The organism is Corynebacterium macclintockiae (assembly GCF_027570165.1).
GTDB lineage: Bacteria > Actinomycetota > Actinomycetes > Mycobacteriales > Mycobacteriaceae > Corynebacterium > Corynebacterium macclintockiae.
Genome location: NZ_JAKMUV010000007.1, coordinates 1 through 26,576, shown reverse-complemented (window position 1 = coordinate 26,576; position 26,576 = coordinate 1). Strand labels below are relative to the sequence as shown.

Annotated in this window: 21 protein-coding genes and 3 tRNA genes; 6 read left to right on the top strand and 18 right to left on the bottom strand. The window is 62.4% G+C overall.

Annotated elements, in window-relative coordinates:
• Positions 1-103 precede the first annotated feature (103 nt).
• The 4 genes from folC to L8U58_RS06795 all read right to left on the bottom strand — a co-directional run bounded on the left by folC (position 104) and on the right by L8U58_RS06795 (position 6,657).
• Positions 104-1,642: a bifunctional tetrahydrofolate synthase/dihydrofolate synthase gene (gene folC / locus L8U58_RS06810; protein ID WP_269954989.1), complete on the bottom strand. Its 1,539-nt coding sequence runs from the start codon at positions 1,640-1,642 to the stop codon at positions 104-106.
• Entirely contained in the window at positions 1,639-4,401 is a 2,763-nt protein-coding gene (locus tag L8U58_RS06805) for a valine--tRNA ligase (protein WP_269954988.1), read from the bottom strand. The genes folC and L8U58_RS06805 overlap by 4 nt, the downstream gene beginning before the upstream one ends.
• 61 nt (positions 4,402-4,462) lie before the next feature.
• Positions 4,463-5,551 carry an alpha/beta hydrolase gene (locus tag L8U58_RS06800; RefSeq protein ID WP_269954987.1) on the bottom strand — a complete coding sequence of 363 codons (1,089 nt, stop codon included), beginning with the start codon at positions 5,549-5,551 and terminating at the stop codon, positions 4,463-4,465.
• A 113-nt stretch (positions 5,552-5,664) separates the two neighbouring features.
• On the bottom strand, positions 5,665-6,657 hold the full coding sequence (locus L8U58_RS06795) for a malate dehydrogenase (RefSeq protein ID WP_034966939.1): 993 nt from the start codon (positions 6,655-6,657) through the stop codon (positions 5,665-5,667).
• Positions 6,658-6,867: 210 nt separating this feature from the next.
• Here L8U58_RS06795 and L8U58_RS06790 point away from each other — a divergent pair, with 210 nt between their 5' ends.
• The gene (locus L8U58_RS06790) at positions 6,868-7,677 is read left to right on the top strand and encodes a hypothetical protein (protein ID WP_230580269.1); all 810 of its coding nucleotides are present in this window, start codon (positions 6,868-6,870) and stop codon (positions 7,675-7,677) included.
• Here L8U58_RS06790 and clpX read toward each other — a convergent pair.
• The 6 genes from clpX to L8U58_RS06760 all read right to left on the bottom strand — a co-directional run bounded on the left by clpX (position 7,674) and on the right by L8U58_RS06760 (position 12,660).
• Positions 7,674-8,948 carry an ATP-dependent Clp protease ATP-binding subunit ClpX gene (gene clpX, locus L8U58_RS06785; protein WP_034966930.1) on the bottom strand — a complete coding sequence of 425 codons (1,275 nt, stop codon included), beginning with the start codon at positions 8,946-8,948 and terminating at the stop codon, positions 7,674-7,676. The genes L8U58_RS06790 and clpX overlap by 4 nt on opposite strands.
• A gap of 129 nt (positions 8,949-9,077) precedes the next feature.
• Positions 9,078-9,707, bottom strand: a complete 630-nt coding sequence (locus tag L8U58_RS06780; protein WP_192816015.1) for an ATP-dependent Clp protease proteolytic subunit — start codon at positions 9,705-9,707, stop codon at positions 9,078-9,080.
• Positions 9,708-9,710: 3 nt separating this feature from the next.
• Positions 9,711-10,277 carry an ATP-dependent Clp protease proteolytic subunit gene (locus L8U58_RS06775; protein WP_034976369.1) on the bottom strand — a complete coding sequence of 189 codons (567 nt, stop codon included), beginning with the start codon at positions 10,275-10,277 and terminating at the stop codon, positions 9,711-9,713.
• Positions 10,278-10,477: 200 nt separating this feature from the next.
• Positions 10,478-12,091 carry a trigger factor gene (gene tig / locus L8U58_RS06770; protein WP_035001612.1) on the bottom strand — a complete coding sequence of 538 codons (1,614 nt, stop codon included), beginning with the start codon at positions 12,089-12,091 and terminating at the stop codon, positions 10,478-10,480.
• Positions 12,092-12,344: 253 nt separating this feature from the next.
• Positions 12,345-12,418 (bottom strand) — tRNA-Pro (locus L8U58_RS06765).
• 167 nt (positions 12,419-12,585) lie between these two features.
• A tRNA-Gly gene (locus L8U58_RS06760) sits at positions 12,586-12,660 on the bottom strand.
• 171 nt (positions 12,661-12,831) lie between these two features.
• Between L8U58_RS06760 and L8U58_RS06755 the strand changes: the two genes are divergently transcribed.
• Complete coding sequence (locus L8U58_RS06755) at positions 12,832-13,065, top strand: hypothetical protein (protein WP_070550497.1); 234 nt, start codon at positions 12,832-12,834, stop codon at positions 13,063-13,065.
• 28 nt (positions 13,066-13,093) lie between these two features.
• Here the strand turns inward: L8U58_RS06755 and L8U58_RS06750 are convergent, their stop codons facing one another.
• Both L8U58_RS06750 and L8U58_RS06745 read right to left on the bottom strand, forming a co-directional pair.
• Complete coding sequence (locus L8U58_RS06750; protein ID WP_034966920.1) at positions 13,094-13,567, bottom strand: ribose-5-phosphate isomerase; 474 nt, start codon at positions 13,565-13,567, stop codon at positions 13,094-13,096.
• Positions 13,568-13,622: 55 nt separating this feature from the next.
• Positions 13,623-14,267: a mycothiol-dependent nitroreductase Rv2466c family protein gene (locus L8U58_RS06745; RefSeq protein ID WP_034966916.1), complete on the bottom strand. Its 645-nt coding sequence runs from the start codon at positions 14,265-14,267 to the stop codon at positions 13,623-13,625.
• Positions 14,268-14,328: 61 nt separating this feature from the next.
• Here L8U58_RS06745 and pepN point away from each other — a divergent pair, with 61 nt between their 5' ends.
• From pepN to L8U58_RS06730, 3 genes are all read left to right on the top strand, one after another.
• Positions 14,329-17,091: an aminopeptidase N gene (pepN, locus tag L8U58_RS06740; RefSeq protein WP_269954986.1), complete on the top strand. Its 2,763-nt coding sequence runs from the start codon at positions 14,329-14,331 to the stop codon at positions 17,089-17,091.
• Between the two features lie 82 nt (positions 17,092-17,173).
• Positions 17,174-17,563, top strand: coding sequence for a globin (locus tag L8U58_RS06735; protein WP_080716845.1), 390 nt, complete (start codon positions 17,174-17,176; stop codon positions 17,561-17,563).
• A 2-nt stretch (positions 17,564-17,565) separates the two neighbouring features.
• A complete protein-coding gene (locus L8U58_RS06730) occupies positions 17,566-18,360 on the top strand; it encodes a TSUP family transporter (RefSeq protein ID WP_034973340.1) in 795 nt (264 codons plus the stop codon).
• Positions 18,361-18,414: 54 nt separating this feature from the next.
• Here L8U58_RS06730 and L8U58_RS06725 read toward each other — a convergent pair whose 3' ends face one another.
• The 5 genes from L8U58_RS06725 to L8U58_RS06705 form a co-directional block, all read right to left on the bottom strand.
• A complete protein-coding gene (locus L8U58_RS06725; RefSeq protein WP_034966907.1) occupies positions 18,415-19,143 on the bottom strand; it encodes a DUF8185 domain-containing protein in 729 nt (242 codons plus the stop codon).
• Between the two features lie 75 nt (positions 19,144-19,218).
• On the bottom strand, positions 19,219-19,701 hold the full coding sequence (locus tag L8U58_RS06720) for an acyl-CoA thioesterase (RefSeq protein WP_269954985.1): 483 nt from the start codon (positions 19,699-19,701) through the stop codon (positions 19,219-19,221).
• Between the two features lie 179 nt (positions 19,702-19,880).
• Positions 19,881-21,551, bottom strand: a complete 1,671-nt coding sequence (ettA, locus tag L8U58_RS06715) for an energy-dependent translational throttle protein EttA (protein WP_269954984.1) — start codon at positions 21,549-21,551, stop codon at positions 19,881-19,883.
• Between the two features lie 131 nt (positions 21,552-21,682).
• Positions 21,683-22,195 carry a single-stranded DNA-binding protein gene (locus tag L8U58_RS06710; protein ID WP_034966890.1) on the bottom strand — a complete coding sequence of 171 codons (513 nt, stop codon included), beginning with the start codon at positions 22,193-22,195 and terminating at the stop codon, positions 21,683-21,685.
• 183 nt (positions 22,196-22,378) lie between these two features.
• On the bottom strand, positions 22,379-24,634 hold the full coding sequence (locus L8U58_RS06705) for a bifunctional copper resistance protein CopD/cytochrome c oxidase assembly protein (protein ID WP_269954983.1): 2,256 nt from the start codon (positions 24,632-24,634) through the stop codon (positions 22,379-22,381).
• Positions 24,635-24,809: 175 nt separating this feature from the next.
• On the opposite strand from L8U58_RS06705, the gene L8U58_RS06700 reads away from it, so the two are divergent.
• Positions 24,810-24,883: transfer RNA gene (locus L8U58_RS06700), tRNA-Arg, on the top strand.
• Between the two features lie 98 nt (positions 24,884-24,981).
• Here L8U58_RS06700 and L8U58_RS06695 read toward each other — a convergent pair.
• A complete protein-coding gene (locus L8U58_RS06695) occupies positions 24,982-26,169 on the bottom strand; it encodes an IS481-like element IS3514 family transposase (protein ID WP_269954982.1) in 1,188 nt (395 codons plus the stop codon).
• Positions 26,170-26,576: the final 407 nt, after the last annotated feature.

Sequence of the window (26,576 nt, the reverse complement as noted above, 5' to 3'; positions counted from 1 at the left end):
GGGTTCTGTGCCACGATCGTGCAGCTCCTTGCTAGTTCTGCTAATTCTTCCGGATTGAATACTTCTTTCGGCGCCTGTGCCAGTGCCAGTGTGCCCGTGTGCGCTACGCCGGTTCCTTGCCAAACAGCGTACGGGCCTCCCCAGCCGTCACAACGGAGCCGGTAATCAGCACGCCCGCGCCCGACAGCACACCATCTTCGTCATCTTCGGCCAGCTGAGTGGCTAGCTCCACGGCGCCGGGCAGGTTAGCTGCCACGTGCACGCGCTCCTCGCCGAAGGCATCGCGCGCGTACTCGGCCAACACATCGACGGGCAGGGCGCGCGGGGAATTCACTTCCGTCACCACGACCTCGTCCATCACGGGCTCCAGAGCGGCCAGGATACCGCGGGCGTCCTTGTCCCCCAGCACGCCGATCACGCCGACAAGCCTGCGGAACTCGAAGTCGCGGTCGATGGCCGCAGCCAGAGCCTTGGCTCCGTGCGGATTGTGGGAAGCGTCGATGAACACGCTCGGGGTGGAACGCACGCGCTCTAGTCGGCCGGGCGAGGCAACGGAGGCAAAGCCCTGGCGCACAATGTCCACGTCCAGCTTCCGATCTGCCCCGGCGCCAAAGAAGGCTTCGACGGCTGCCAGCGCCACAGCCGCATTGCGCGCCTGGTGCTCGCCGGATAGGGGCAGGAAGATGTCCTCGTATTCCCCGGCCAGGCCGCGGATGGTCAGGCTCTGCCCACCCACTGCGATCTGGCTGGACACCACACCGAATTCGCTACCCGCACGGGCAACCGCGGAATCCTTGGCGACCGCTTCTTCCAGGATCACGCGCATCGCTTCGGGCTCCTGTTCGGCGACGATAGTCACGTTATCCGGCGGGGTCAGCAGGTCATCGGCGTCCCAGCGAGCCTTGATGATGCCTGCCTTCTCGCCCGCGATCTGCTCCAACGTGTCGCCCAGGTAGTCCGTGTGATCCAGCCCTATCGGGGTGATCACGGCAACGTCGGAGTTCACCACATTCGTCGCGTCCCAGCGCCCGCCCATGCCGGTCTCCACCACGGCGACGTCCACCGGCGCATCGGCGAAGGCCGCATAGGCCATGGCCACCAGCACCTCGAACTTGCTCATCTGCGGGCCGCCTTCGGCCTGGCTTTTCGCGTCCACCATCTCCACCATCGGCTGAATGTCGCGCCAGGTGTCCACGTAGTCGCGCGGGTGCAGCGGCTTACCGTCGATGGCGATGCGTTCGGTGACGATCTGCAGGTGCGGGCTGGTAGTCCGCCCGGTGCGGCGGTGGAACGCGCGCATTAGCGATTCGATCATCCGCACCACGGAGGTCTTGCCGTTCGTACCCGCCACGTGAATCACCGGGAATGCACGCTCCGGGTGACCAAGCAGGTCCATCAGCATCTCCACCCGCTCGAGCGTCGGGTCGATCTTCGTCTCTGGCCACCGCAGGTTCAGTTCCGCGTCAACCTCGGCCAGGGCGGCCAGGTCGTCGGGGGTTATGGGCCTTTCTTTTGGTGACGCCACCTCAGCCTCATCCGACCCCACGCCGTCGATAGGCAGAGCCAGGCCTGCCTCGTCGAGGGTTACCTCTTCCGGGTAGCTATCCCCGAGCTTGTCGTCGGTGGTTTTATCGTCGGTCATGCCTTCGGCAGACCTTCCAGGCGGGCGGTGATGCGATCGAATTCCTCCTGCGCAACGCGCTGGCGCTCGCGGATTCCCTCGACAACCTTCTCCGGCGCCTTGGCTAGGAAGTTCTCGTTACCCAGCTTCTTCGCTGCGTTGTCCAGCTCCTTCTGCGCTGCCGCGAGGTCCTTCTCCAGGCGCTTGCGCTCCGCGGCCACGTCTACGGTGCCGGAGGTATCCAGCTGCACCGCGATGGTGGCCTGGGACAGGCGCACCTCGATGGATGCGGTCTCAGCGAAGTCTTCGGCCGGGGTTTCCAGGCGCACCAGCGAACGCACGGCGTCCTCGAAGTCGGCCAGGTCGGCGGCGGCGAAGTCCAGGGCAGCGGGCACCTTCTGGGAGGGCTTCACGCCCTGGTCGCTGCGGAAGCGACGCAGCTCGGTGACCAGCTTGTCCACGTCAGCCATGCGGCGCACCGCGTCGGCGTCAGTCTCCACCCCACCGTTGGTCAGGTCGGCGGTCGGCCAGTCGGCAGTGACCAGGGATTCGGAGTAACCCTCTTCCCCAGCTGTCAGTGCCTTCCAGAGCGTCTCGGTGACGAAAGGCATGGCGGGGTGCAGCAGGCGCAGCACTGCGTCCAGCACGCGACCCAGCACGATCTGGGTGCTGATGCCCCGCTGGACTTGCTCCTCAGTGGCGCTGTCCCAATCGCGCGGGATCTGCACCTTCGCGATCTCCAGGTACCAGTCGCAGAACTCGCCCCAGGCGAAGCGGTACAGGTTTTCGTTGGCCAGGGAGAACTCGTAGCGGTCCAGAGCGTCATCCACCAGCTGGCGGACTTCCTCCAGGCGATCCAGGATCCAGCGGTCGGCGTCCGTCAGCGTATCGCGAGCCGGCAGCTCACCGACGTGCGCACCGTTCATAAGGGCGAACTTGGTGGCGTTGTACAGCTTGGTGGCGAAGTTGCGGGAAGACTGTGCGGCATCCTCACCCACCGGCAGGTCGGAGCCCGGGTTGGCGCCACGCGCCAGGGTGAAGCGCAGCGCATCCGCACCATAGTCGCGCACCCAGTCCATAGGGTCGATGCCGTTGCCTAGGGACTTGGACATCTTGCGGCCGTGCTCGTCGCGCACCAGGCCGTGCAGGAAAATGTCCTTGAATGGGATCTGCGGGCGTCCGTCCTTGCCCGTGCCCAGCACCTCGGTGGTGCGCTTGGAGGCGAAGGTGGCGAACATCATCATGCGGGCAACCCAGAAGAACAGGATGTCGTAGCCGGTCACCAGCACGCTGGTGGGATAGAACTTCTCCAGCTCCGGGGTCTTCTCCGGCCAGCCCATCGTAGAGAACGGCCACAGGGCGGAGCTGAACCAAGTATCCAGCACGTCCTCGTCCTGGTACCACCCCTCGCCCGTCGGGGCTTCATCGTCCGGTCCGCAGCACACGATCTCGCCGTTCGGGCCGTACCAGATCGGAATGCGGTGGCCCCACCACAGCTGGCGGGAAATGCACCAGTCGTGCATGTCGTCCACCCAGTCGAACCAGCGCGGTTCCTGGGAGGCCGGGTGGATCACCGAGTCGCCGGAGCGGATGGCATCGCCGGACATCTTCGCCAGCTCGTCAACCTTGACGAACCACTGCTCGGACAGACGTGGCTCCACGGCTTCCTTGGAACGCTCGGAGTGGCCCACGCTGTGCACGTAGGGGAACTTGCGGGCCACGATGCGGCCCTGCTCCTCCAGCGCCAGGCGGATCTTCTCGCGCGCCTCGTAGCGCTCCATCCCGTCGAACTCCGTGCCGGTGTTCGCGATGTGGCCGGTCTCGTCCATGATCACCGGCATCGGCAGGTCGTGGCGCTGGCCCAACGCGAAGTCGTTCGGGTCGTGCGCCGGGGTGATCTTCACGGCACCAGTACCGAACTCCGGGTCGACGTAGTCGTCGGCCACCACAACCATCTGGCGATCTGGCAGGAACGGGTGCGGCAAGGTCTTGCCCACCAGATCCGCATAGCGCTCATCCTCTGGGTGCACAGCTACAGCCACGTCACCCAGCATTGTTTCCACACGCGTCGTCGCAACAATCACGTGTGGTTCGGCATCGTCCAGAGAGCCATAGCGGATGCTAACCAGCTCACCCTCATCCTCGGAATACACGACCTCAATGTCAGAGATTGCGGTCTGTAGCACAGGAGACCAGTTCACCATGCGATTCGCTCGGTAGATCAGGCCGGCGTCAAAAAGCTCCTTGAACATGGTCTGCACCGCGCGGGACAGGCCATCGTCCAGAGTGAAGCGCTCGCGCGACCAATCCACCGAGTCACCGATGGCGCGCATCTGGCGCTGGATCACGCCACCGTACTGGTCCTTCCACTCCCAGACCTTTTCCACGAAGGCCTCGCGGCCATAGTCGAAGCGATCCTTGCCCTCGGTTTCCTTCAGGTTGGCCTCGACCTTCGTCTGGGTGGCAATACCCGCGTGGTCGGAGCCCGGCAGCCACAGGACCTCGAAGCCCTGCATGCGCTTGCGGCGAGCCATCGCATCCATCAGGGTGTGGTCCAGTGCGTGGCCCATGTGCAGCTGGCCGGTCACGTTCGGCGGCGGCAGCACAATGCTAAAAGGTGGCTTATCGCTGGCCGGGTCAGCCTTGAAGTAGCCGGAATCCACCCACCCCTGGTACAGGTTTTCCTCTACCGCGGCGGGGTCCCATGCCGCGGGAAGCTGTGCCGAGCGGTCAGCACCAATCTGGTTAGAGCCATTTGCCTTAGAACTGGAGTCACTCACGCTTGCCCAGTCTAGTAGACGGCCCGGACGGGCTGTACAACCCCGCCTACATCTCGCGCGCCTACATCTCCAGCGCCGCCCGCAGCACACCGGCGGCTTCGTCCAACGCCCGCGCGGCACCATGCCACACTCCCGAAGAATTCACGAAGGGGTGGATCAGGCCGGGGTGGCGTCGGAAAGAAACAGGAACCCCTGCCTGGCGCAGCTTGTCCGCATAGGCCGCGCCCTCGTCACGCAGAGGATCGAACCCGGCGACGGCTACATATGCCGGAGCGACCCCACTCACATCATCAGCCAGCAGCGGGGACACGTCCGGATCCTGGCGCTGCGCCTCGTCGGTGAGGTACTGGTCGCGGTACCACCGCATGTGCGCATGGGTCAGGAAGTAGCCCTTGGCGAACTCCTTGTGGCTAGGCGTATCCATCTGCGCGAGGTTCGTGACCGGCACAAATAGCAGCTGAGCCCGCGGCTGCTCCTGCCCTTGCCGCTTCCGGCGCAGGCACACCACGGCGGCCAGGTTGCCTCCCGCAGAGTCGCCGCCGATGGCCACCTTTTTCTTATCGACGCCCCTCACTTCACCCGCCATCGCGGCCTCCACAACGGCACAGCAGTCATCCGGCGCGGCGGGGAAAGGATGCTCCGGGGCCAAGCGATAATCCACGGCCAGCACCGCCACACGGGCGCTTTCGCACAGCCAGCGGCAGGTCGAATCGTGCGAGTCGAGGGAGCCAACCACCCAGCCGCCACCGTGGAAGTACACCAGGGTCGGCAGGTCCTGGTCGGGTGTCACAGCACCGGTTGGCCGGTAGTGGCGCACCCGCACGCCGCGGATCTGCTCCTCCACCACCGAACCAACCGGCCTGACGCGCCCACCGGCCATGTAGGCAGCGTCTTCCACTACTGCGCGGGTTTTCGCGACAGGCTGATGGGAATAGTCCGCGGGGTGCATCAAATCGGTGACCAGGCTGGAGGCGCGAACGTCGGCGTCCAGCCGGTCGCCGTCAGAGTTCGTGCGAGTGCCGAGTACCCGCAGCAGGATTTCGGGAATGTTGGGCAATACCCACCCGGCGCGGGCGGACAGCTGATTAAACAGGGAGTGCTGGCGGTGCTGGGAGTGGATCGGGGCTGTGGTTTCAGTTGGTGAGTTCATGCCATACATAAAACCACCCGACCAGGTGGCCGGGTGGCGGTATGGGCAAAAAAGTTTCTAGTTGAAAACTAGAGGTTTGCTAGCGGCTAGTTTAAGGCTAATTAGCGGCTCAGTTACAGCAGGCCAGCTTCCACGACCGCTGCCTTTTCCTCCTGCAGTTCCTTCACGTTTGCGTCGATGCGCTCCTGCTGCGCCGGGCTGATCTCCAGTCCCTGCACGATCTCCCACTCGCCGTTGACGGAGCGGCAGGGGAAGGAGAACACGAGGCCTTCCGGGATCCCATAGGAACCATCGGAGGGCAGAGCGACGGAAACCCAGTTGCCCTCGGCAGTGCCGTTCACCCAGTCGCGCATGTGATCCAGCGCGCCGTTGGCGGCGGAGGCTGCGGAGGAACGGCCGCGCACCTCAATGATCTCCGCGCCGCGCTTAGCTACGCGCGGGATGAACTCGTCGTTCACCCATGCTGCGTCCAGCTTGTCGGCGATCTTCTCGCCATTCAGCGTCAGCTCCGTGACGTCCGGGAACTGGGTGGCGGAGTGGTTGCCCCAGACGATCATGTTCTTCAGGTCGCGGACAGCCACGCCCAGCTTCTCCGCCACCTGAGCCAGGCCGCGGTTGTGGTCCAGGCGAGTCAGGGCGGTGATGCGGCGGGGATCCAACCCCTCGGCGTGGGCGGCGACGATCGCGGCGTTGGTGTTTGCCGGGTTGCCGACCACGATAACGCGCACGTCGTCGGCAGCGTGCTCGGCAATGGCTTTGCCCTGGGGGCCGAAGATCTTGCCGTTGGCGGCCAGCAGGTCGGCGCGCTCCTCGCCCTTCTGGCGCGGCTTCGCACCGACCAGGAACACCGCGTTGGCGTCCTTGAAGCCCTCGTTGATGTCGGTGGTGATGGTGACCTCGCCCAGCAGTGGGTAGGCGCAGTCGGCCAGCTCCAGTGCCACGCCACGTGCAGCCTGCACACCGTGCTCGGTCTCCAGCAGTCGGAGGTTCACCACCCGGTCGCCGAAGACTTCACCCTTGGCGATGCGGAACAGCAGGGAGTAGCCAATCTGGCCACCCGCACCCGTAACGGTGACGGTGACGGCGTTCTGGTTGTTAGTGGTCACGCTGGGCTCCTTTGAAAGCAGGTTTCTCAGATTATTTTTAAACCGCTTCCCACTGTAATGACCCTCCCGTTGACCTGCATGGCACGGCAGGTCAGGCTCCGCACCCTAGGGCGTAGCTTGCCATTCCTCGCCTTTCCCACCACCCCCGATCGCACCCTCAGTTACTGCACATCGCTGCAGGTTAACCCGGTGGGTAGATAAACTACTTTGGTGCAAAATAAGCCCCACCTCCCCGCTTCTGCGGCCTGGTATGCGCTGAGCGATCAGCAGTACATCCGGGCCATGAACGCCGCCGTGACCATCGCCGTGCGGGTCGGTGCTGCCTTTACTTCCCAGCACTTGGCCACCATCGCCCGGGTTGCCCGCGTGTCGGCAACGTGCGATCTGCTCGCCTCCCCCAGCCGGCTCTATGAGGAAGCTCTGCGTTATGCGCACTCTTCCATTTGGCCCGTGCCGCTGAACGGCTATGACAACCCGGAGATGGACCGCTCCCCCGTCCGCGAGATGCGCAACCTCGTCGGCGCTACCTATACCCGCTTCGCCACGCACCCGGAATCTGTGCGCTTGATTGTGGCCGAAAATCTTCTGGGCGACCCGGAGCTGGTGCACCGCGTAGGCGTGCTGGAGGATTCGCCCGTCGTGCTGCACATCGATCGTGTTCTGATGCGTGGCCACGACATTGGCGCGTTCCGCAACGGTGTGTCCGCGGAGGACACTTATGCCCTGATTACCGCGCTGTGCTCTTTCGCCGTCACCCAGGGCACCACGTTCCACGCGCTGTATGGCATGGATTCTAGGGAGGCGTCCAACGAGGCCGGCCTGCGCAACCTCACCTGCGACGCGGTCATCGCTTTCCTCACCACGACGATGCCAACGAAGCAGGGTAATTCATACACTCACGCTTCACACTCGTCGGTGATCGGTTCGTCGGTCGCCGCGTCGCTCTACGCCGATTCGCGGGATGGGGATAGCGAGGTTAGTGACGCCCCCTCGGCCTCCGACGATCTATATCACGACTAGGCGCTCTTCTTATCCCGCTTTGCTACTTCTTCGTGGGTCAGCAGGGTCGGTTCCGCCTCACCGCGGGCGCATGCGCCGGTGATAATGACTTCCCCAGTTTCCTCGTCCTCCGGGATGGCGAACATGGTCGGCAGCAGCAGGGTCTCCATGATGGAGCGCAGGCCACGGGCGCCAGTTTCGCGCGCCAGGGCCTTTTGGGCAATCTCCCGCAGAGCCTCGTCCTCGAAGGTCAGCCGCACGCCGTCCATCTCAAATAGGCGCTGGTACTGGCGCACCAGGGAGTTCTTCGGCTCGGTCAGAACCCGCACCAGTGCGTCCTCGTCCAGGTGGCCGACATGGGTCAGCACCGGCAGTCGGCCGATCAGCTCGGGGATCAGACCGAACTTCACCAGGTCCTCCGGCTCCACGAACTGGAACGGGTTCGGATCCTCCTCAGACTTCGCGCTGATCTCCGCGCCGAAGCCCAGGCCCTTCTTACCGCGGCGCTCGGAGATGACCTTCTCCAGGCCTGCGAACGCACCGGCCACGATGAACAGCACATTCTTCGTGTCGAATTGGATGAACTCCTGGTTCGGGTGCTTGCGCCCACCCTGCGGCGGGACGGCGGCGACGGTGCCTTCCAGAATCTTCAGCAGCGCCTGCTGCACGCCCTCGCCGGAGACGTCGCGGGTGATGGACGGGTTCTCCGACTTGCGGGAAATCTTGTCCACCTCGTCGACGTAGATGATGCCGCGCTGCGCCTTCGCCACATCGAAGTCAGCTGCCTGCAAAAGCTTCAGCAAGATGTTTTCTACGTCTTCACCGACGTAGCCAGCTTCGGTCAAGCTGGTGGCGTCCGCAATAGCGAAAGGTACGTCCAGCATGCGGGCGAGCGACTGCGCCAGATACGTCTTACCCGAGCCCGTCGGGCCGAGCATAAGAATGTTGGACTTCGCCAGCTCTACCTCGTCGTCAGAGCGACGGGCGGCGGCATTAGATTCCTCAACCTGGATGCGCTTGTAGTGGTTGTACACCGCCACGGCCAGGGTGCGCTTGGCCTCGTCCTGGCCGATGACGTAGTTATCCAGGAACTCGGCAATGGCGGCAGGCTTCGGCAGCTTGGCCGATCCCTCCGCAGGGTCGACGGCCAGCAGTTCCTCTTCGATGATCTCGTTACAAAGCTCGATACATTCGTCGCAAATGTAGACACCAGGGCCGGCAATCAGCTTGCGGACCTGCTTCTGGCTCTTTCCACAGAAAGAGCACTTCAGGAGCTCTGCACTTTCAGGCATGCGGGTTATCAGGCTTTCTCGGATCGGGGAAGTTACGGGACAGCTAGGCTAGCACCCTCGTAGGCTTACAACTCTACCGCGCCACGCCGGATTCCCCGGGAGGCCCACGACCCCGCGGGTCGTGGGCCTCTACTTCTGGGCCGACAGCTTGCGGTAGTCGAAGACCTGGTCGACGATGCCGTACTCCTTGGCCTCCTGGGCCGTCAGGATCTTGTCACGATCGGTATCGATACGGACCTGCTCGGCAGTCTTGCCAGTGTGGCGGGACAGAGTCTCTTCCATGAGCTTGCGCATGCGCTCAATTTCCTTGGCCTGGATCTCCAGGTCGGAAACCTGACCCTGCACACCACCGGTGGCGGGCTGGTGGATCAGCACGCGGGCGTTCGGCAGAGCGGCACGCTTGCCGGGGGTTCCGGCGGCCAGCAGGACAGCGGCCGCACTGGCAGCCTGGCCCAGGCAGACGGTCTGCACGTCGGGGCGGACGTACTGCATCGTGTCGTAGATGGCCATCAGGCTGGTGAAGGAACCACCGGGAGAGTTGATGTACATCGTGATGTCCCGGTCCGGGTCCAGCCCCTCCAGCACCAGCAGCTGCGCCATGATGTCGTTGGCGGAAGCGTCGTCAACCTGGGTACCCAGGAAGATGATGCGCTCTTCAAACAGCTTGTTGTACGGGTTGGATTCCTTCGCGCCGTAGCTGGAGTGCTCCACGAACGACGGCAGGATGTATCGCATTTCTGGCATCTGCATCTCTGACATGTCTTAGCTCTCCTTCGCAGAGGTGATGACGTGGTCGACGAAACCGTATTCCTTGGCCTGCTGTGCAGTGAACCAGCGGTCACGGTCGGAATCCTTGGTGATCTGCTCCACCGTCTGGCCGGTGAAATCCGCAATCAGCTCAGCCATCTCACGCTTGGTGTAGGCGAACTGTTCTGCCTGGATGGCAATGTCGGCAGCGGTACCGCCCACGCCTGCGGAAGGCTGGTGCATCATAATGCGGGCGTGTGGCAGAGCGTAGCGCTTGCCCTTGGTGCCTGCGGAAAGCAGGAACTGCCCCATGGACGCCGCCAGTCCCATCCCGTAGGTAGCGATGTCGCACGGCGCGTACTTCATCGTGTCGTAGATTGCCATGCCCGCGGTGACAGAGCCACCGGGAGAGTTGATGTAGAGACTGATGTCGCGCGTCGGATCCTCTGCGGACAGCAGCAGGATCTGGGCGCACAGTTCGTTGGCGATCTCATCATCCACCTGGCTGCCCAGGAAGATGATGCGTTCGCGCAGCAGGCGCTCATACACTGAGTCTCTATGGTTAGGGGTTTCCGAACTCAACTTCGCTCCTTGCCGTAAGTATTACGAAAGTTCACTTTTGTCTGCGCCCCAGCCTAGTCACAGCTCCGGACAAAGCGTGCCTTCTGGTGGGGTTGTTCGCTGTCAGCGCACGGTAGCCGTGCTCAAAGGCAGGCAAAAAGAAAACCGCCGGAACCTCAGCGAGAGGTTCCGGCGGCGGGTGGAAGCTTAAAAGGGAATTCCTAGTCTTCCTTCTTCTCCGCAGCCTTCTTGGCGGAGGACTTGGTGGCCTTCTTAGCCGCAGTCTTCTTAGTGGTGCTCTTCTTGGCGGTCGACTTCTTGGCCGTGGACTTGGTGGACTTCTTCGCCGCAGACTTCTTCGCCGGTGCCTTCTTAGTGGTGCTCTTCTTGGCGGTCGACTTCTTAGCCGCTGCCTTCTTGGCGGTGGACTTGGTGGACTTCTTAGCCGGAGCCTTCTTCGGCTTCTCTGCAGCCTTGTCCTCCTTAGCGGAGTCCGCCTTGTCGGCATCAGCCTCCGGATCACCGAAGTACTCCTTCGGATCCACGTCTGCACCGTCGGTGTCCTTCACGGAGGTCTTGGCGATGTTCAGCGCCAGAGCCTTGCCGCGGCGAACGTCTGCGAACAGGCTGCCCAGCTGACCGGCCTGCTGCAGCTGCATGATGAACTGGTTCGGATCCATGCCGTACTGGTTAGCAGTGAAGGCGATGTGATCCATCAGCTCTTCCTGGGAAACCTCCGGCTTTTCCTCATCCGCAACTGCATCCAGGAACAGCTGGGTGCGTACGGAATCCTCAGCGGAGCTGCGAGCATCCTCTTCGAACTTCTCGCGAGTCATATCCTGGGCAGCCAGCATGGACTCGAAGACCTTCTCGTCGCCACCGAACTGCTGGATGATCTGCTGGATCTGAGCGTCGACCTGCTCCTTGACAACGGACTCAGGGAGGTCGAACTCGGTCTTCTCCAGCGCAGCGGCCAGAACCTTGTCGCGGATCTCGCCAGCCTGGGTGTTCTTCAGCTGCTGCTCGACCTGGCCCTTCAGGGATTCCTTCAGCTCGTCCAGGGTGTCAAACTCGCTGGCCAGCTGAGCGAAGTCATCGTCCAGCTCAGGCAGCTCGCGCTCCTTGACGGAACCGAGCTTGACGGTAACCTCAGCCTCCTCGTCAGCGTGCTCGCCGGCAACCAGCTTGGAGGTGAAGGTGGACTCCTCGCCTTCCTTCATGCCGATCAGAGCGTCATCCAGACCCTCGATCAGGGAATCGTTGCCAACTTCGTGGGACAGACCCTCGGTGGTGGCCTCGTCGACAGCCTCGTCGTCGATGGTGGCGGACAGGTCGATGGAGACGAAGTCGCCCTTCTTCACTGCGCGGTCAGCCGGCTTCAGGGTGCCGAAGCGAGCCTGCAGGTTCTTCAGCTCCGCGTCGATGGCCTCATCGTCAGCCTTCAGCGGTGCAACCTCAACGGAGATGTCAGAGAAGTCCGGAACCTCGATCTCCGGGCGGACGTCAACCTCAGCGGTGAAGGTAATGTGCTTGCCATCCTCCAGCTCCGCGATCTCGATCTCCGGCTGGCCGAGAGCCTTGATGTCGTTCTCCTCTACAGCCTGGCTGTAGCGAGAAGGCAGCATCTCGTTAATAACCTGATCCAGAACAACTCCGCGCCCCAGGCGGGCTTCCAGAATCTTCGCCGGAACCTTGCCCTTACGGAAGCCAGGCATGTTTACCTGCTGCGCAAGAGACTTGTAAGCCTTATCGAACTCTGGCTTAAGCTCCTCGAAAGGGACCTCAATCGTGAGCTTGGTGCGGGTGGTGCTCAGATTTTCTACAGAGCTCTTCACGAATGCACACTCCTGTGTATTGATAGCTTCATGCACCGCGGTCATCGTTCGTCACGCAGCGCTTGTACGGTCGGTGCTCAATTTTATAGAACCATCGCCGGGCACATCACGCGGGGGTCAGGTTTCGGAACTCAACCGTCACCAACAGGCCTTGTATTCCCCCGGCGGTTCAGACCGCAAACCCCCACTTCATCGCCCAAAGGAAGCGACCCCGCAGGGTGGCGTCACTAAAAAAGCGACAAAATAAAAAATGTCGGGATAACAGGATTTGAACCTGCGACCCCTCGCTCCCAAAGCGAGTGCGCTACCAAACTGCGCCATATCCCGAGCCGCATACTCCGCACATTTAACCCAAACGCCGAACGCCAAGCGCCGAACGCAAGGTACGCGGAAGCTGCGAACGTTACTCTACTGGCAGCAGACCGCTAAATACAAAACGGCAGCTCCCCCGGTTTCGCGAACGATCGCGACCAGAGGAGCTGCCTCGAAAAAAGTGGAGGGAATGACGGGAATCGAACCCGCGTCTTCAGCTTGGAAGGCTGAGGTATTAGCCACTATACGACATTCCCATAAGCAGCTAGCTTCTGCTACGTCCAGTGATGTTACACCATAACCCCCAGTGTCCAGCAAAATCCTTCCACCAAACCACTATTAACCTGCGTTCTTGCGGGGGTATGCAGGTGTAGCGAATCTGCGTATCGCATTGAGGGAGCCCATCTTTAGCGGTAGATTCTAGTGTCATGGAACCAATCATCGTGGACAAGAAAACCGGCACGGAACTCTGGACTGCAGCACAATGCGCCGAGTTCTCCGGTACCGCCCGTGGCACCTTCACGAGCTACGCGGGACGCGGCCGTGCACCTCGCCCGGTGACCAAATATCACGGGCTGACTCTGTGGGATTCCAACGTGGTCAAGGAGTGGCAAGAAAAGCGCGATGGCGCATCGAACGCGTCGAGCACCACCGCGAACTAAGAATCAAGAACTAAAGAACCAAGAAAACCTAGTTTTCCGGCAGCGCCGGAGCCTCGCCCGTACGCTCGTACTCCGCCAGAATGTCGATACGGCGCTGGTGGCGTTCCGCCTCCGACCACGGCTGGGAAACGAAAGCATCAACAATAGCCAGCGCCTCCTCCTCGGAGTGCATACGACCGCCCAGCCCAATCAGCTGGGCGTTGTTGTGTTCACGGGCCAGCTTCGCGGTCTCCACGGACCACGCCAGCGCACAGCGCGCGCCCGGAACCTTGTTAGCGGCGATCTGCTCGCCGTTGCCGGAGCCGCCGAGCACGATGCCCAGCGAACCCTCGTCCTCCACGACGGACTTGGCTGCTGCAATGCAGAAAGCCGGGTAGTCATCGTCCGCGTCGTAGGTGTGGGCACCGCAGTCCACAACCTCGAAGCCCTTGGAGCTCAAGTGATCCTTGATCACGTTCTTCATCTCGAAACCGGCATGATCTGCACCTAGGTAAATACGCATGGTGCCAGTCTAGCCGGTCGCCGGGTGCTCGCGGGAGCTATCCCGCGGGCACCTTTTACTCCGCTACCGGCGCTTCGGTGCGGGAGCGCTTCAGCTCGAAGAAGTGCGGGTTCGCCGCCAGGGTCACGGAGGCATCGAACATCTTGCCTGCCTCTTCCCCACGCGGGATGCGGGTAATGACCGGCCCAAAGAAGGCTACGTCGCCCAGCTGCACGACCGGAGTGCCGACCTCGTCACCCACCAGCTCGATCGCCTTGTCCTGCGATTCGCGCAGCTGCGCCTCGTAGGAGCCCTCGTCGTCTGCAGCCAGGTGGCCAACCTTCGCCAGGTCGGCGGGCAGCTCGACCTCTTCCAGGGACTCAGCGATCAGCTCGTCGTAGCCGTGCGGATCGGTGGCATCCGCGCGCTGCTCGTTGTGGATCTTGGTGCCCATCGCGGTGTACCAGGCGGAGAGCTTCTCCGGGTGTTCCTGCCAGATTGCGGTTGCTACGCGCGCCGGCGCCCACGCGGCGTCCATCTTCTCGCGGTAGGCGGGATCCAGGTCGCGGCCCTCGTTCAGCACGGAAAGGCTCATCGGCTGGAACTTCACCTCTACGTCGCGCACCTCCTGCACCTCCATCAGCCAGCGGCTGGTTACCCAGGCGAAGGGGCAGATAGCGTCGAAGAACATGGTTACGGTCTGCTTCTGTGGTTCAGTCATGTCCCCCACTCTAACCATCGCGCGGCTCCCCCTGTCCGGCGCTCCTACTAGGGTGGTCTGCATGACTTCCATCAACCTAACCCGTACCGAGGCTGAGCATCGCGCCAACCTCATTAGCGATGTTCACTACTCCATCCAGCTGGATCTTTCCGGCGGCGAACAGCCCGACAACAAGCTCTTCCGCTCGCTGACCCGCATCACCTTCACGTCCGGAGCCGGGTCTACTTTCTTGGATCTGCGCGCGGACTCGCTGTTGCGGGTGGAGCTCGATGGCGCGGCACTTGGGGACTTTACTTATGACGCCACTACGGGCATTCCGCTGAACGACCTGTCTAGTGGCCAGCACGAGCTGCTGGTGGAGGCGGAGATTCCGTACTCCACCACGGGGCAGGGTCTGCACCGCTTCTTCGATCCCAGCGATGACCAGGCCTACATGTACACCCAGTTCGAGACGGCGGACGCCAAGCGGGTCTTTGCCTGCTTCGACCAGCCGGACATCAAGGCGACTTATGACGTTGAGCTCACCACGCCCACCGAGTGGACCGTGGTGACGAACAATGAGGTTTCCGTGGCGGAGGCTGCGGGCGTCAATAAGAAAAAGCACAGTGCGACCGTGGACTACCTGCTGTCGACCTACCTCATTGCGTTCTGCGTAGGCCCGTGGCACGTGGTGCGCGACGAATGGCGCGGCACCATTACCGAGCACCCCGAGACCGCGGAAGCGCTGGCCGACAATCCTTTGGGCAAGAACCTGCAGACCAGTGGCGAAATGCGCGTGCCGCTGGCGCTGTATTGCCGCCAGTCGCTGGCGGAGTACCTGGATTCCGACGAGCTGTTCGAGGTAACCAAGCAGGGCTTCGACTACTACGCGGATAAGTTCGGCATCGGCTACCCGTTCTACAAATACGACCAGATCTTCTGCCCCGAATACAACATGGGTGCCATGGAGAACGCGGGTGCGGTGACGATTCGCGACGAGTACATCTTCCGCTCCGCAGCCAGCCACTACCAGTACGAACGCCGCGCGGACACGATCCTGCACGAGCTGGCGCACATGTGGTTCGGCGACCTGGTGACGATGAAGTGGTGGGACGACCTGTGGCTGAACGAATCCTTCGCCACCTGGTCGGCAGCCATGAGCCAGGCGGGGGCGACGAAGTACGACACGGCATGGGTGACGTTCAACAGCAAGGAGAAGGCATGGGCGTATGCGCAGGACCAGCTGTCCTCGACCCACCCGGTGTTCTCTGACGCGGGCGATATCGAAACGGTGGAGGCGAACTTCGACGGCATTACCTACGCCAAGGGCGCGAGCGTGCTGAAGCAGCTGGCGGCCTACGTGGGGCTGGAGGAATTCTTCGCGGGCATCCGCGCACACTTCGCCGCACACGCCTGGGGCAACGCTACGTTCGCGGACCTGCTGGGGGCGCTGGAGAAAGCCTCGGGTCGCGACCTGTCGGACTGGTCGGATCAGTGGCTGCGCACGACGGGCATCAATACGCTGACCCCGGTGTTCGAGGTGACGGACGGCGCCTATAGTTCCTTCGCCGTGGAGCAGTCTGGTGCGCAGCCCGGCGCGGGCGAAACGCGCACCCACCGCATTGCCGTGGGCGTGTACAGCTTCGACGGTGGTAACGGCACCGGTGACAAAGGCGGCGCGCTGCAGCGCACCAAGCGCGTGGAATTGGATGTTTCCGGCGAGCGAACCGAGGTTCCCGAGCTGGTGGGCGTGCCCGCTGGCGACCTGGTGCTGGTCAACGACGACGACCTGGCCTACGGCAAAATGGCGCTGGACGAGGGGTCCCTGGCTACGGCGATTGGTGGCGCAGGTAGCGACGGAGCCGACGTAGGAGCCGACGACAACACGGCCGGAACCGGCGTGCCGAACATCGCGCGCATCACCGACCCGATGGCGCGCGCCCTGGTGTGGTCCGCGACCTGGCAGATGACGCGCAACGCGCAGATGCGGGCCCGCGACTTCATCGGCTTGGTCGCCGGAGGCGCTGCCGAGGAAACCGAGCTGGCTGTGCTGGAGCAGATTCTGGCCCAGGCGCGCTCGGCGGCCGCGAACTACGCCGACCCGGAGTGGGCGGACGAGGGCTGGGCGCAGCTGCGGGAGGCCTTCCTGGCTGCGGCGCGCAAGACCAGCGGCCCGGCCCAGCTGGCTTTCGTCCGCGCGTTCGTGGGGTGCGTGCACTCTGCCGAGTCGGCGGAGGTGCTGCGCGCGCTGCTGGGTGAGGCTGGCGACGGCGCCGAGGCGATCCCGGGCCTCGACGTGGACCAGGATCTGCGCTGGGCGATCATCATCGCGCTGACGGCTGCGGCCCGCGTCACCGGAGATTCCTCCGAGCAGGTCGAGGAGCGCATCGCTGCCGAGGAGGCTAAGGACAAGTCCTCCAGCGGTGCGGCGCTGGCGTTGCAGGCGCGTTCCTCCGTGCCGGATGAGCAGACCAAGCAGCAGGTCTGGCACTCCCTGACCGTGGAGGCGCCGCAGCAGAGCAACCTGAGCCTGCGCCACCGCAACGCCGGACTGGTGCACGTCGGCCACGCCGACCTGTTGCAGCAGTTCAGCGCCGATTACGCTGCCCATGCCGTGGAGTGGTGGAAGTCCCTGAACTCAGAGATGGCTCTGCGCACCCTGGAGGGCATCTACCCCACCTGGGATCACAGCGACGCCACGGATGCCGCCATCGCTGAACTTGTGAAGGCGAAGGACACCCCGAGCGGTCTGCGTCGCGTGCTCTCCGAAGGTCGCGACCGCGTGGCACGAGCCAAGGCCGCCCGCGCTTTCGACGCCCGAGCTGTCGACGCGGCGGGCAAGTAGCCGCGGGGCTGCGCCCTAATGGCAGGCGGGGGCTGCGCCCATCCCGCCCCGCCCGCTATCGCGGAACAGTTAAGGTTGAAGCATGACTTCTAGCTTCTACGATGCTGTCGGCGAGGACACATTCCGCGCCATCGTGCATGAGTTTTATCGCCAGGTGCGCACCGACGATATCCTCGCACCGATGTACCCGGAACAGGACTTCGAAGGCGCCGAAGATCGCCTGCGCTGGTTCCTGGTGCAGTACTGGGGCGGCCCCGCGGAGTTCAACGCCCGGCGCGGCCACCCGCGCCTGCGGATGCGCCACGCCCCCTTCCGCATCGATACGGCCGCCCGCGACCGCTGGCTAGAGCTCATGGGCAACGCCATGGCAACTGTCGATAGTGAACAACTCCCCGACGAGCACCGCGCGGCCATGTGGGATCACATGGAACGGGTCGCGCACATGCTGGTCAACGCTCCTGATCGGCACTAAACGTGTTAGCAGAGCTTTCCGCCGAGACGTTTTCGATCCTCGCAGTGGGATCCTTCGTCGCAGGTTTGATTGATGCCATCGTCGGTGGCGGTGGCCTGGTCCTCATTCCCCTGATCTTGATCGTCGCCCCCGCGACCCCCGAAGCCTCGGCGATGGCGACGAACAAACTCGCGGCGGTTTTTGGAACCTCTTCGGCTGCCGCGCGCATGCTCCGATCCTCTGATATTCGCCAAAAGATCGACCGCAAGCTGGTGGCCTATGGGGTTCCGCTCGCATTCGTCTGCGCAGCCTCGGGCGCGCTGCTAGTAGCGGCGCTCAGCACAGAGGTTTTGCGCCCTCTGGTGATCTTCCTCTTGCTAGCCGTTGGCACCTATGTCGCCCTTAAACCCAGCTTCGGCACTCCCCAGCGCGCACCGGCACAGAGTCGCCGCCGGTGGCTCATCGCGCTCTTCGCGGTGGGAGCCATCGCCACCTACGACGGCTTCTTTGGGCCAGGCACGGGCACCTTCTTGATCATCGTGTTTACGGCACTTCTTAGCAGGTCTTTCGTGGAATCCGCCGCGCTGGCGAAGATCATCAACATCGCCACGAACCTGGGCGCCCTGACAGTGTTTGCCATCGGCGGTCACGTTCTTTGGCCGCTGGGCCTCGGCCTAGCGGTCTTCAATGTGGCCGGAGCACAGGTAGGGGCACGCCTGGTACTTTCCAAGGGAACCGGTTTTGTCCGCATCGCGCTGCTCGTCGTTGTTGTCGTCATGAGCACCAAATTGGGCTACGACATGTACGTCAGCGCCTAATCCACTCACAGCACCCTGCGCGCGAAGGCCCCGTCCCCCGCCCCCAAAAAGCCTCTAGCGTGGCCCGGGCACCCGCGCCAGCCCACCGGGGCGCGGTGCATACACGCTGCCGACCAGCGCATCCACCCGGATCCACGACCCGCTGGCACTCACGCGCACATAATCATAATCCCGCAGCTTCTCCCCTGGCTCTGGAACCAGCCGCAGGCCGCCGAGTGCCGCGATGATTCGCCCCTCCAGTGCGACGGAGGCGGTGGCGTCACTAGATTCCGTGCGCTGCACCGTCAACATCTGCTGCTCCAACAGGCTGCGCGCGATGCCCATGGGACCGGAGTTCGCCTCGTTCTCCGTGGCCATGTCCGCGTGCAGGCCGCGCAGCACGTCGCCCGGTACTGTGTCGATCAGCTCGAAGCCTTGCTGTGGCGGCAGCGAACCGACCCACATCAGGTCCACGTCCGCTCCCAGGTCGAGGGTCTGCTGGCCGGGTTCGAAGCCGACGATCGCTCCCAGTGCTTCGCTGGCGTAGGCCACCGCACCGGCACTTGCGCTACCATTCGCAGCGCCGCCTACCTGCCCTGGTACTCGCACGGAAGCCACGCAGCCTAGTGGCGTCGATATGAAAAGATCCGTCGACCGCTCGCCCACAGCGCTCAGGCGCACGAGCGCACCCGGATCCATCACCAGCGCGCGCTTCATCACTGCCCCCGCACGCCGCATGGCGCTCACTGCCGCAGCCGCGGATCGCGAATCAACTATTCCCTGTAAATCGATTGTGACGCCCATAGCTCCCCCACCTTAGCCCTCCCCAAAGTTTAAGCCCGCGCGGGCTAAGCGCTTGCAGGTCAGAGTCCGGGCGACTTAGAAACGCGCGGCCGTGGTGGCGCGGTCGGTGACCACATCGTGGTCCGCGGGGATCAGGAACATGTTGATGTTGTTGATGTCCTGGTCGTTCCACTCGCGGGACTTCCCCGTCATTACGTCGATGCCCACCATGACGGCATCAATGGTGCAGGTCACGCGCCCAACAGAATCTTGAATGACCTGGCGCATGGTGCAGGATTTGCGCCCCACGTCGATGAAGTAGGAGGCCACGGCTACCTCCGATTCCCCCGGCGACAGGGGGAACGGGTAGTCGATGGTGGTGTGGCGGGCGAACATCGGGGGGACAGCAATGTCCATTTCCATCAGCACGTCTTTGAGGAACACCATCCGTGCGTCCTGGCCAAACTCCAGGTACTTGGCGTTGTTGACGTGTTGGTATTGGTCGAAGTCGGACCAGCGGAGCTCGCGATGGCAGGTGTGCCAGCGAGTCCCGGTGACCTCGTATTCGATGAAGGGCATTGCGTGTGGAACCTCGTTTAACTCCGCGCAGTTAAACCCCGCGCGTTACTTTTGTTTTACGAACCTATATTGCCACACCATTCACACAGGTTCACGTAGGTACACGGTTTGAAGCGAGAAACGCGGCGCAGGCCAGTTAGTTAGCCTGCGCCGCGTGCTGCGCTAACACGCTTCAGCGACTAGCGGGTCAGCTTGCGGTGCGTCACGCGGTGCGGACGTGCAGCCTCCGGGCCAAGGCGATCGACCTTGTTCTTCTCGTAGTCCTCGAAGTTGCCTTCGAACCAGTACCACTGGCCCTCGGCGACGTTGCCCTCCCAGGCCAGGATGTGGGTGCAGGTGCGGTCCAGGAACCAGCGGTCGTGCGAAATGACCACCGCGCAGCCCGGGAACTGCTGCAGAGCGTTCTCCAGGGAGGACAGGGTCTCAACGTCCAGGTCGTTAGTAGGCTCATCCAGCAGGATCAGGTTGCCGCCCTGCTTCAGCGTCAGCGCCAGGTTCAGGCGGTTTCGCTCACCACCGGACAGCACCTTGGAAGGCTTCTGCTGGTCCGGCCCCTTGAAGCCGAACGCGGACAGGTACGCGCGGGAAGGCATTTCGTTCTGGCCGACGTGGATGTAGTCCAGGCCGTCGGAAACGACCTGCCACACGGTCTGCTCCGGGTCGATGTTCTCGCGGTTCTGGTCCACGTAGCTCAGCTGCACGGTGGAGCCGACCTTCACTTCGCCCGAATCCGGCTCTTCCAGGCCGACGATAGTCTTGAACAAGGTGGTCTTACCCACACCGTTCGGGCCGATGACGCCCACAATGCCGTTGCGCGGCAGGGTGAACGACAGGTCCTTGATCAGGGTCCGGCCGTCGAATCCCTTGTTCAGATTCGTAACCTCGACAACCTGGTTACCCAGGCGCGGCGGGGTCGGGATCTGGATCTCTTCGAAGTCGAGCTTCTTGTACTGCTCTGCCTCCGCAGCCATCTCCTCGTAGCGCTGCAGGCGGGCCTTGTTCTTCGCCTGGCGAGCCTTCGCGCCGGAGCGAACCCACTGCAGCTCTTCCTTCAGTCGCTTCTGCAGCTTCGCGTCCTTCTTGCCTGCGACCTCCAGGCGCTTGGCCTTGGTCTCCAGGTAGGTGGAGTAGTTGCCCTCGTAGGGGTACAGCTTGCCGCGGTCGACCTCACAGATCCAGCCTGCGACGTGGTCCAGGAAGTAGCGGTCGTGGGTGACGGCCAGGACGGCACCCTTGTAGTCCTTCAGGTGCTGCTCCAGCCACAGGACAGACTCGGCGTCCAGGTGGTTAGTAGGCTCGTCCAGCAGCAGCAGGTCCGGCTCGGAAAGCAGCAGCTTCGCCAGCGCCACGCGGCGGCGCTCACCACCGGACAGGTTGGTCACGGGATCGTCCGCCGGCGGGCAGCGCAGCGCGTCCATCGCCTGCTCGATCTTGGAATCCAGTTCCCACGCATCTGCAGCGTCGATCTGCTCCTGCAGAGTCGTCATCTCTTCCATCAACTCATCGGTGTAGTTGGTGGCCATTTCTTCGGCGATCTCTTCATAGCGCTGGCGGATCTCGAAGATCTCACCCATGCCCTCTTCGACGTTCTGGCGAACGGTCTTTTCCTCGTTCAGCGGCGGCTCCTGCATGAGGATGCCCACGGTTGCGCCGGGGTCCAGGAATGCCTCACCGTTGGAAGGCTGATCGATGCCTGCCATGATCTTCAGGATGGAGGACTTACCTGCACCATTCGGTCCCACTACGCCGATCTTGGCGCCGGGGTAGAACGCCATCGTGACGTTATCCAGAATGACCTTCTCGCCGTGCGCCTTGCGCACGTTCTTCATGGTGTAAATGAACTCGCCCACGGTGAACTCTTCTGACCTTTCGTGGTTAGTGTCCCAATGTATTCGCCCACCCAGTGTACGTGGTGCCAGCGTGCAGAGGCCGACCTGGGCTACTCCTCCGAGCAGCCCAGGTCAGCTACGCTGCCAAACGCTTAGAAAGGAGTTTTCTCCTCTCCTTCCCGTTCCTCCATGCCGGTGGTGGCCGCACCAACTCCCATAAGTTCCTTAGCGGCTTCCTTGGTGACCTCTTGTTCGGCGTTCTTGGCCGCGTTTTGTTCCACCGCCTTGCGGACATTCACCAATACATTGCGAGCTCCCAGGTCCGGCCCCACGTGGGTTGCCCGCACGCGCAGCACACTGCGGGTCACGGACTTGCCGTCTTCTCCGTTGGCCTCCCAGGTGCTCTGCACGATGCGCCCGACGACGATCACGGACATTCCCTTACATACCGTCGCGCAGACGTTATCCCCGAGCGCGCCCCAGCACTGCACTTCCATGTAGCACGGGTCGCCGTCTTGCCACTGTCCATCCGCCCCTTGGTAGCGGTGGTTCATCGCCACGCGGAACGTGGTGAGAGTCGGCCCACCGTCTAGCCCCTTGATCCGAATCTGCGGGTGATCAACCGCGTTCCCCACCAGATATGCCTGCGCCAGATTGTTGCTCATCCGACTTGTCCCCTTCCTAGTTGTCGCACCGAAGCTTGTTCCCCGGCGCGTGGCTTTATTGTTAGCGCGTTTCGGGGTTTTTCTTTTTCTTCGGGACGCCGCCCTGTGGACAACTCCGCCCATCAAAGGCACTTATCCACAGGCTGCAAAGAAGGGGGTTGACAGCTCGCGGCTGGGTGTGCGTTAGTCCGGCTTGTTGTGCTCTTGCCTGTATTTGGCCTTTTGCTGAGCCTTGTGCTTTGCAGAGTGCAGCGTGCTCTGAACGTCCTGGTCGTGGTAGTCATCGCCGTAGTAGGCACGGTTGCCAGTATCGATCTGCCCGCTGGATAGTCCAGCCAGCATGGCGTTGTAGGCAGCCAGCTCTTCGTCGCCAGTGCGCTCTTCCTTGCGGTCGAAGCGCTTGGCCTCGCGCCGGTCGGAGCGTAGCCATTGGAAGCCGTGGGCGATGGAGACAATCAGTAGCGGGATCTCGCCCAGGCCCCACGTGATGCCGCCGCCGAGGAATTGCTGGTGGTCCAGATCCACTGGGAAGGGGAAGTCCAGCTGGCTGTAGAATTCCGCGTTCAGCGGCTCGGAGATCTGCATCATCGCGATACCGAACCATGCGTGGAAGGTCACCATCGCGAACAGGGTCAGCATCTTGATGAACGGCGAGAGGTTCCGCGGTGCGGCATCCACGCCGATAATCACCCAATAGAAGATGTATCCCGAGATGATGAAGTGCAGCATCATAAACAGGTGCCCGGCGTGCTCGGGCGCGATGGCGTCAAAAAGCGGCGACAAATAGAGGTAATAGAAACCGACAACGAACTGCGTACCAGCGACGATAGGGTTCGTCAGGAAGCGCGAGACGGGGTTGTTGATGAAGACGACCAACCATTCGCGCGGGCCGGCAACGCCATTGCGGCCGGCGGCGGGCAGGGCGCGCAGCAGCAGAGTCATGGGGCCGCCAAGGACCCAGAACACGGGCACGGCCATGGAGAGGATGACATGCTGCAGCATGTGCGGACCGAACATCGCCATGGAGTACATGCCCAGGCCAGAGCTGGTGGCGAACAAGAGGGTGAGGTTGCCGACGCTCCACCAAATGAGGCGCTGGATGGGCCATTCGATGCCGCGCTTCTTGATGCTTAGCCAAGCCCACATGTAGCCGGCCTGCAGGATGATTGCGCCCACGCCGAAGACCAAGTCCAGGCGGAACATGGTGAAGTAGCGCCAGATCGTCGGCGGTTCGGTGAGGGTGTAGCCCAGCAGGACGTCCTGCTGGGTGAGGTTTACTACCTGCTCGATGGGCGGCGGAATGCGCCCCAGCGACACGGCGATGCCGATGGTGGCGGCCATGATGAAGATTTCCAAGGTGGCGAAGCGGATGAAGGGTGCGCGTTGGGCGCTGGTGGTCTTGCCGCCTTCGCCTTCGCCGTCTTGGAGTTTGGGGATGATGTGGGAGCGCTGCACCCAGCCGAACCAGCCGAGGATCAGGGTCATCACCATCTTCGATACGATGACTAGGCCGTATTGGGTGGTAAATAGCTCGTCCAGGTGTACGCGCAGCAGTGCGTTGATGAAGCCGGACAGTGCGACGGCGATGATGCAGAACAGAGCCAGGAAGCTGTAGCGCTGCACGATGAGGGCCAGGTGCGGGCCGCGGCGTTTTGCGTGCGCCAGCAGGGCCAGCAGGCCACCCACCCACAGCGATACGCAGATGATGTGCCAGAGCAGCGAGTTCACACCGTAGTCGTGGTTACCGCCCGCCGCGGAGTGCCCCTCCAGCGCTAGCGGAATCAGCGAAAGGATCGACAGCGCCAGGAAGATCGGCTGCCAGATCCACTTGCGTGTAAGCAGCGACAGCACACCGGCCACGCCCGCGAAGATGGCTACCCAGAGCCAGGATTTGGACGCCGACACCTGATCCAGCGCAATCCCCCAGTACTTGGGCTTTAGCGCCTCTTGGAGGGGGCTGCCGGAGATGTCCGACATGTACATGGGGATCAGCAGGATCGACAGGAGTGCGAAGCCGATCATTCCCCAGGTGCCGGTGCGGGCGGCGCGGAAACCGTCGAGGGTGAGGTAGCCCTGCTTATCCGCGGGTGTGCCGAAGGCGGACATCAGGAACCCGCCGAGGCCGAGGCAGCCGATGAAGATCGCCGTGCCGCGGACGAAGGGCAGGCCGACGGTGGTCAGCGGGCCGGGGTCCGGAATGCCCAGAAGGGCGAGCGATTCGCCGAGGAAGGAGTAGCCGATGGCCGCGCCGAAACACCCGGCGACAAGTGCGCCGATGAGGTACACGAGGCCGGGGTTGCCCAGCTTCGCTGGCTGGGACGGGGTTTGCGCTTCCGCCTGCTGCGCCTGCGCGGGCTTCGTTGCGGTTTGCGCCTGCTGCGCCCCGGCGGGCTTGGCTTGCGTGGCTTGCTTAGCTTCCTGATCTGCCTGGGAGGACATGTTTGGAACCTTACCCTCCGCTCCGGACAGGGTGAACTTCCCGGTTTTGTGATGTTGGTTGTGTCACAGTGGTTGCGCGCTACCCCGGCGCCTACCTGCGCGGCTGTGCCACGCCGACGGCATGGCTGCCCCGTGATTTCAGCGCGTGGGCGCGTGCATTATCATCTACTCGTATGCCTCCGTAGCTCAGTGGATTAGAGCAGTGGGTTTCTACCCCATGTGTCGCGGGTTCGAGTCCTGCCGGGGGCGCTATTGTCATGAGTCGCGACATAGTTGACACTTCAGTCGCGACATCATGGACAAACTGGCGTCTCGGTTTTTCTTTTTCCGAGGCGCCGGTTTCGCTTTTAGGTCAGGGGTGGTTGGCCTTTCTTCCAATAAGGTTTTTGGTAATTGCGGGACGTATCGATGTAGTGCTCGGTGATGATCTCGCCAGTTTCTTTTAACGAAGTGGTGACATGGTTGTCGGTGATGACCATAAGGATGGTTTCGCCAGTGTATTTTCGCCCGATACCAAGTTGGTAGAGCCTACTTGCGTAACGGACGGTTACCTTGCCGTTTGGGGTGACGACATCATTGCGGACGCGCCATTCTTCTTCCGGTTTGTCGTTGGGTTCGGCTTTGGGGCCGGTGGTGTAGACCTCATGTGGTGTCCGTCTTCCGAGGGCTCGGTGAGGTCGGACAGTGTTGTAGTAGTCGGCAAAGGTGTCGAGTTGCCGTTGGAGTTCGACCAGGGTGATCGCTGGGGATTGGGCAGCAATCCATTTTTTAAGGGTTTGGTGGAACCGTTCGATCTTCCCTTGTGTTTGGGGATGTCCTGGCCGGCCATTTTTCTGTTGGATGCGGTATTTGTTGAGGGTTTTTTCGAAGGCGTTGCGTCCCCCTCTGGCTCCAGCTAGGCGGGCGGTGAATACGAGTCCGTTGTCGGTGAGGGTGGATGCCGGCGGGCCGTAGGTGGCGATGAGGCGTTGCAGTTCAGCTGCAACAGCCGGTCCGCTGAAGGATGCTGCTGCGGTGATCGATAGCAGGTAACGGGAGTGATCGTCGATGAAGTCGAGGACTTCGAGTCGAGTGCCGTCGAGCAAGTGTAGGTGGGTGATATCTGCCTGCCAGCATTCGTTGGGCATAGCGGCTTCGAAACGGATGAAAGAACTGCGTGGCTTTTTCTGCGGATGTGGCGTGACAAGGCCTGCGTTGGTGATGATCCGTCGGATGGTCGACGTTGACGGTACTCGCAACCCCTGGCGGTGAAGGTGGAATGCGATGGTCTCAGGGCCTGCGTCTAAACCGGATCTGACCAGTTGCTTACGCATGTCGATGATCTGGTTGCGTAAAGATGTTGGTACTGCTTGCGGGTGGGTATGCGGGGCGCGGGATTTCGGGGCGATGGCATCAGCGCCTCCGGCATCGAACTGGGACAGGATTTTGTGGATACGTTGCCGTGAGATTCTGAAGCGTTTGGCGACTTTGGTGACGGGTTCGCCTTGTTCGCGGACTGCCTTGACGATGGCGAGGTTGCGGTTGGGACTATTCATCTGTCAACAATGTCGCAGCTGAGGTGTCAACCATCACCGCTTTTGCTTTGTGGTGGCTAACTGTCAACTATGTCGCGGCTGATCTGACAACCGTCACAACGCTTTTCCCTGGAACACGTTGTCAACTATGTCCTGACTTCGGACACGGGTAGTGAATCGGTCATGGGGCCGTGAAACAAAGTGAGGTCAAGTTGCCTGGAAACATGTTTCCGGACCATTTGCACGATGAACTGCACTAATGTGTTCTCGAAGTTCACCACCAACCTTTTCGTGGAGGGGGTCTACAGCACCCGGCTACACGCTTTAAGCTGTGGATATGGGTTCAAAGGTGCCGGTATTTAGCTCCGGAACAGTCGAAAAAGTGGCCAAACTCATCGGTGAGGTCTACTCGGGTAGGCAGATCACCT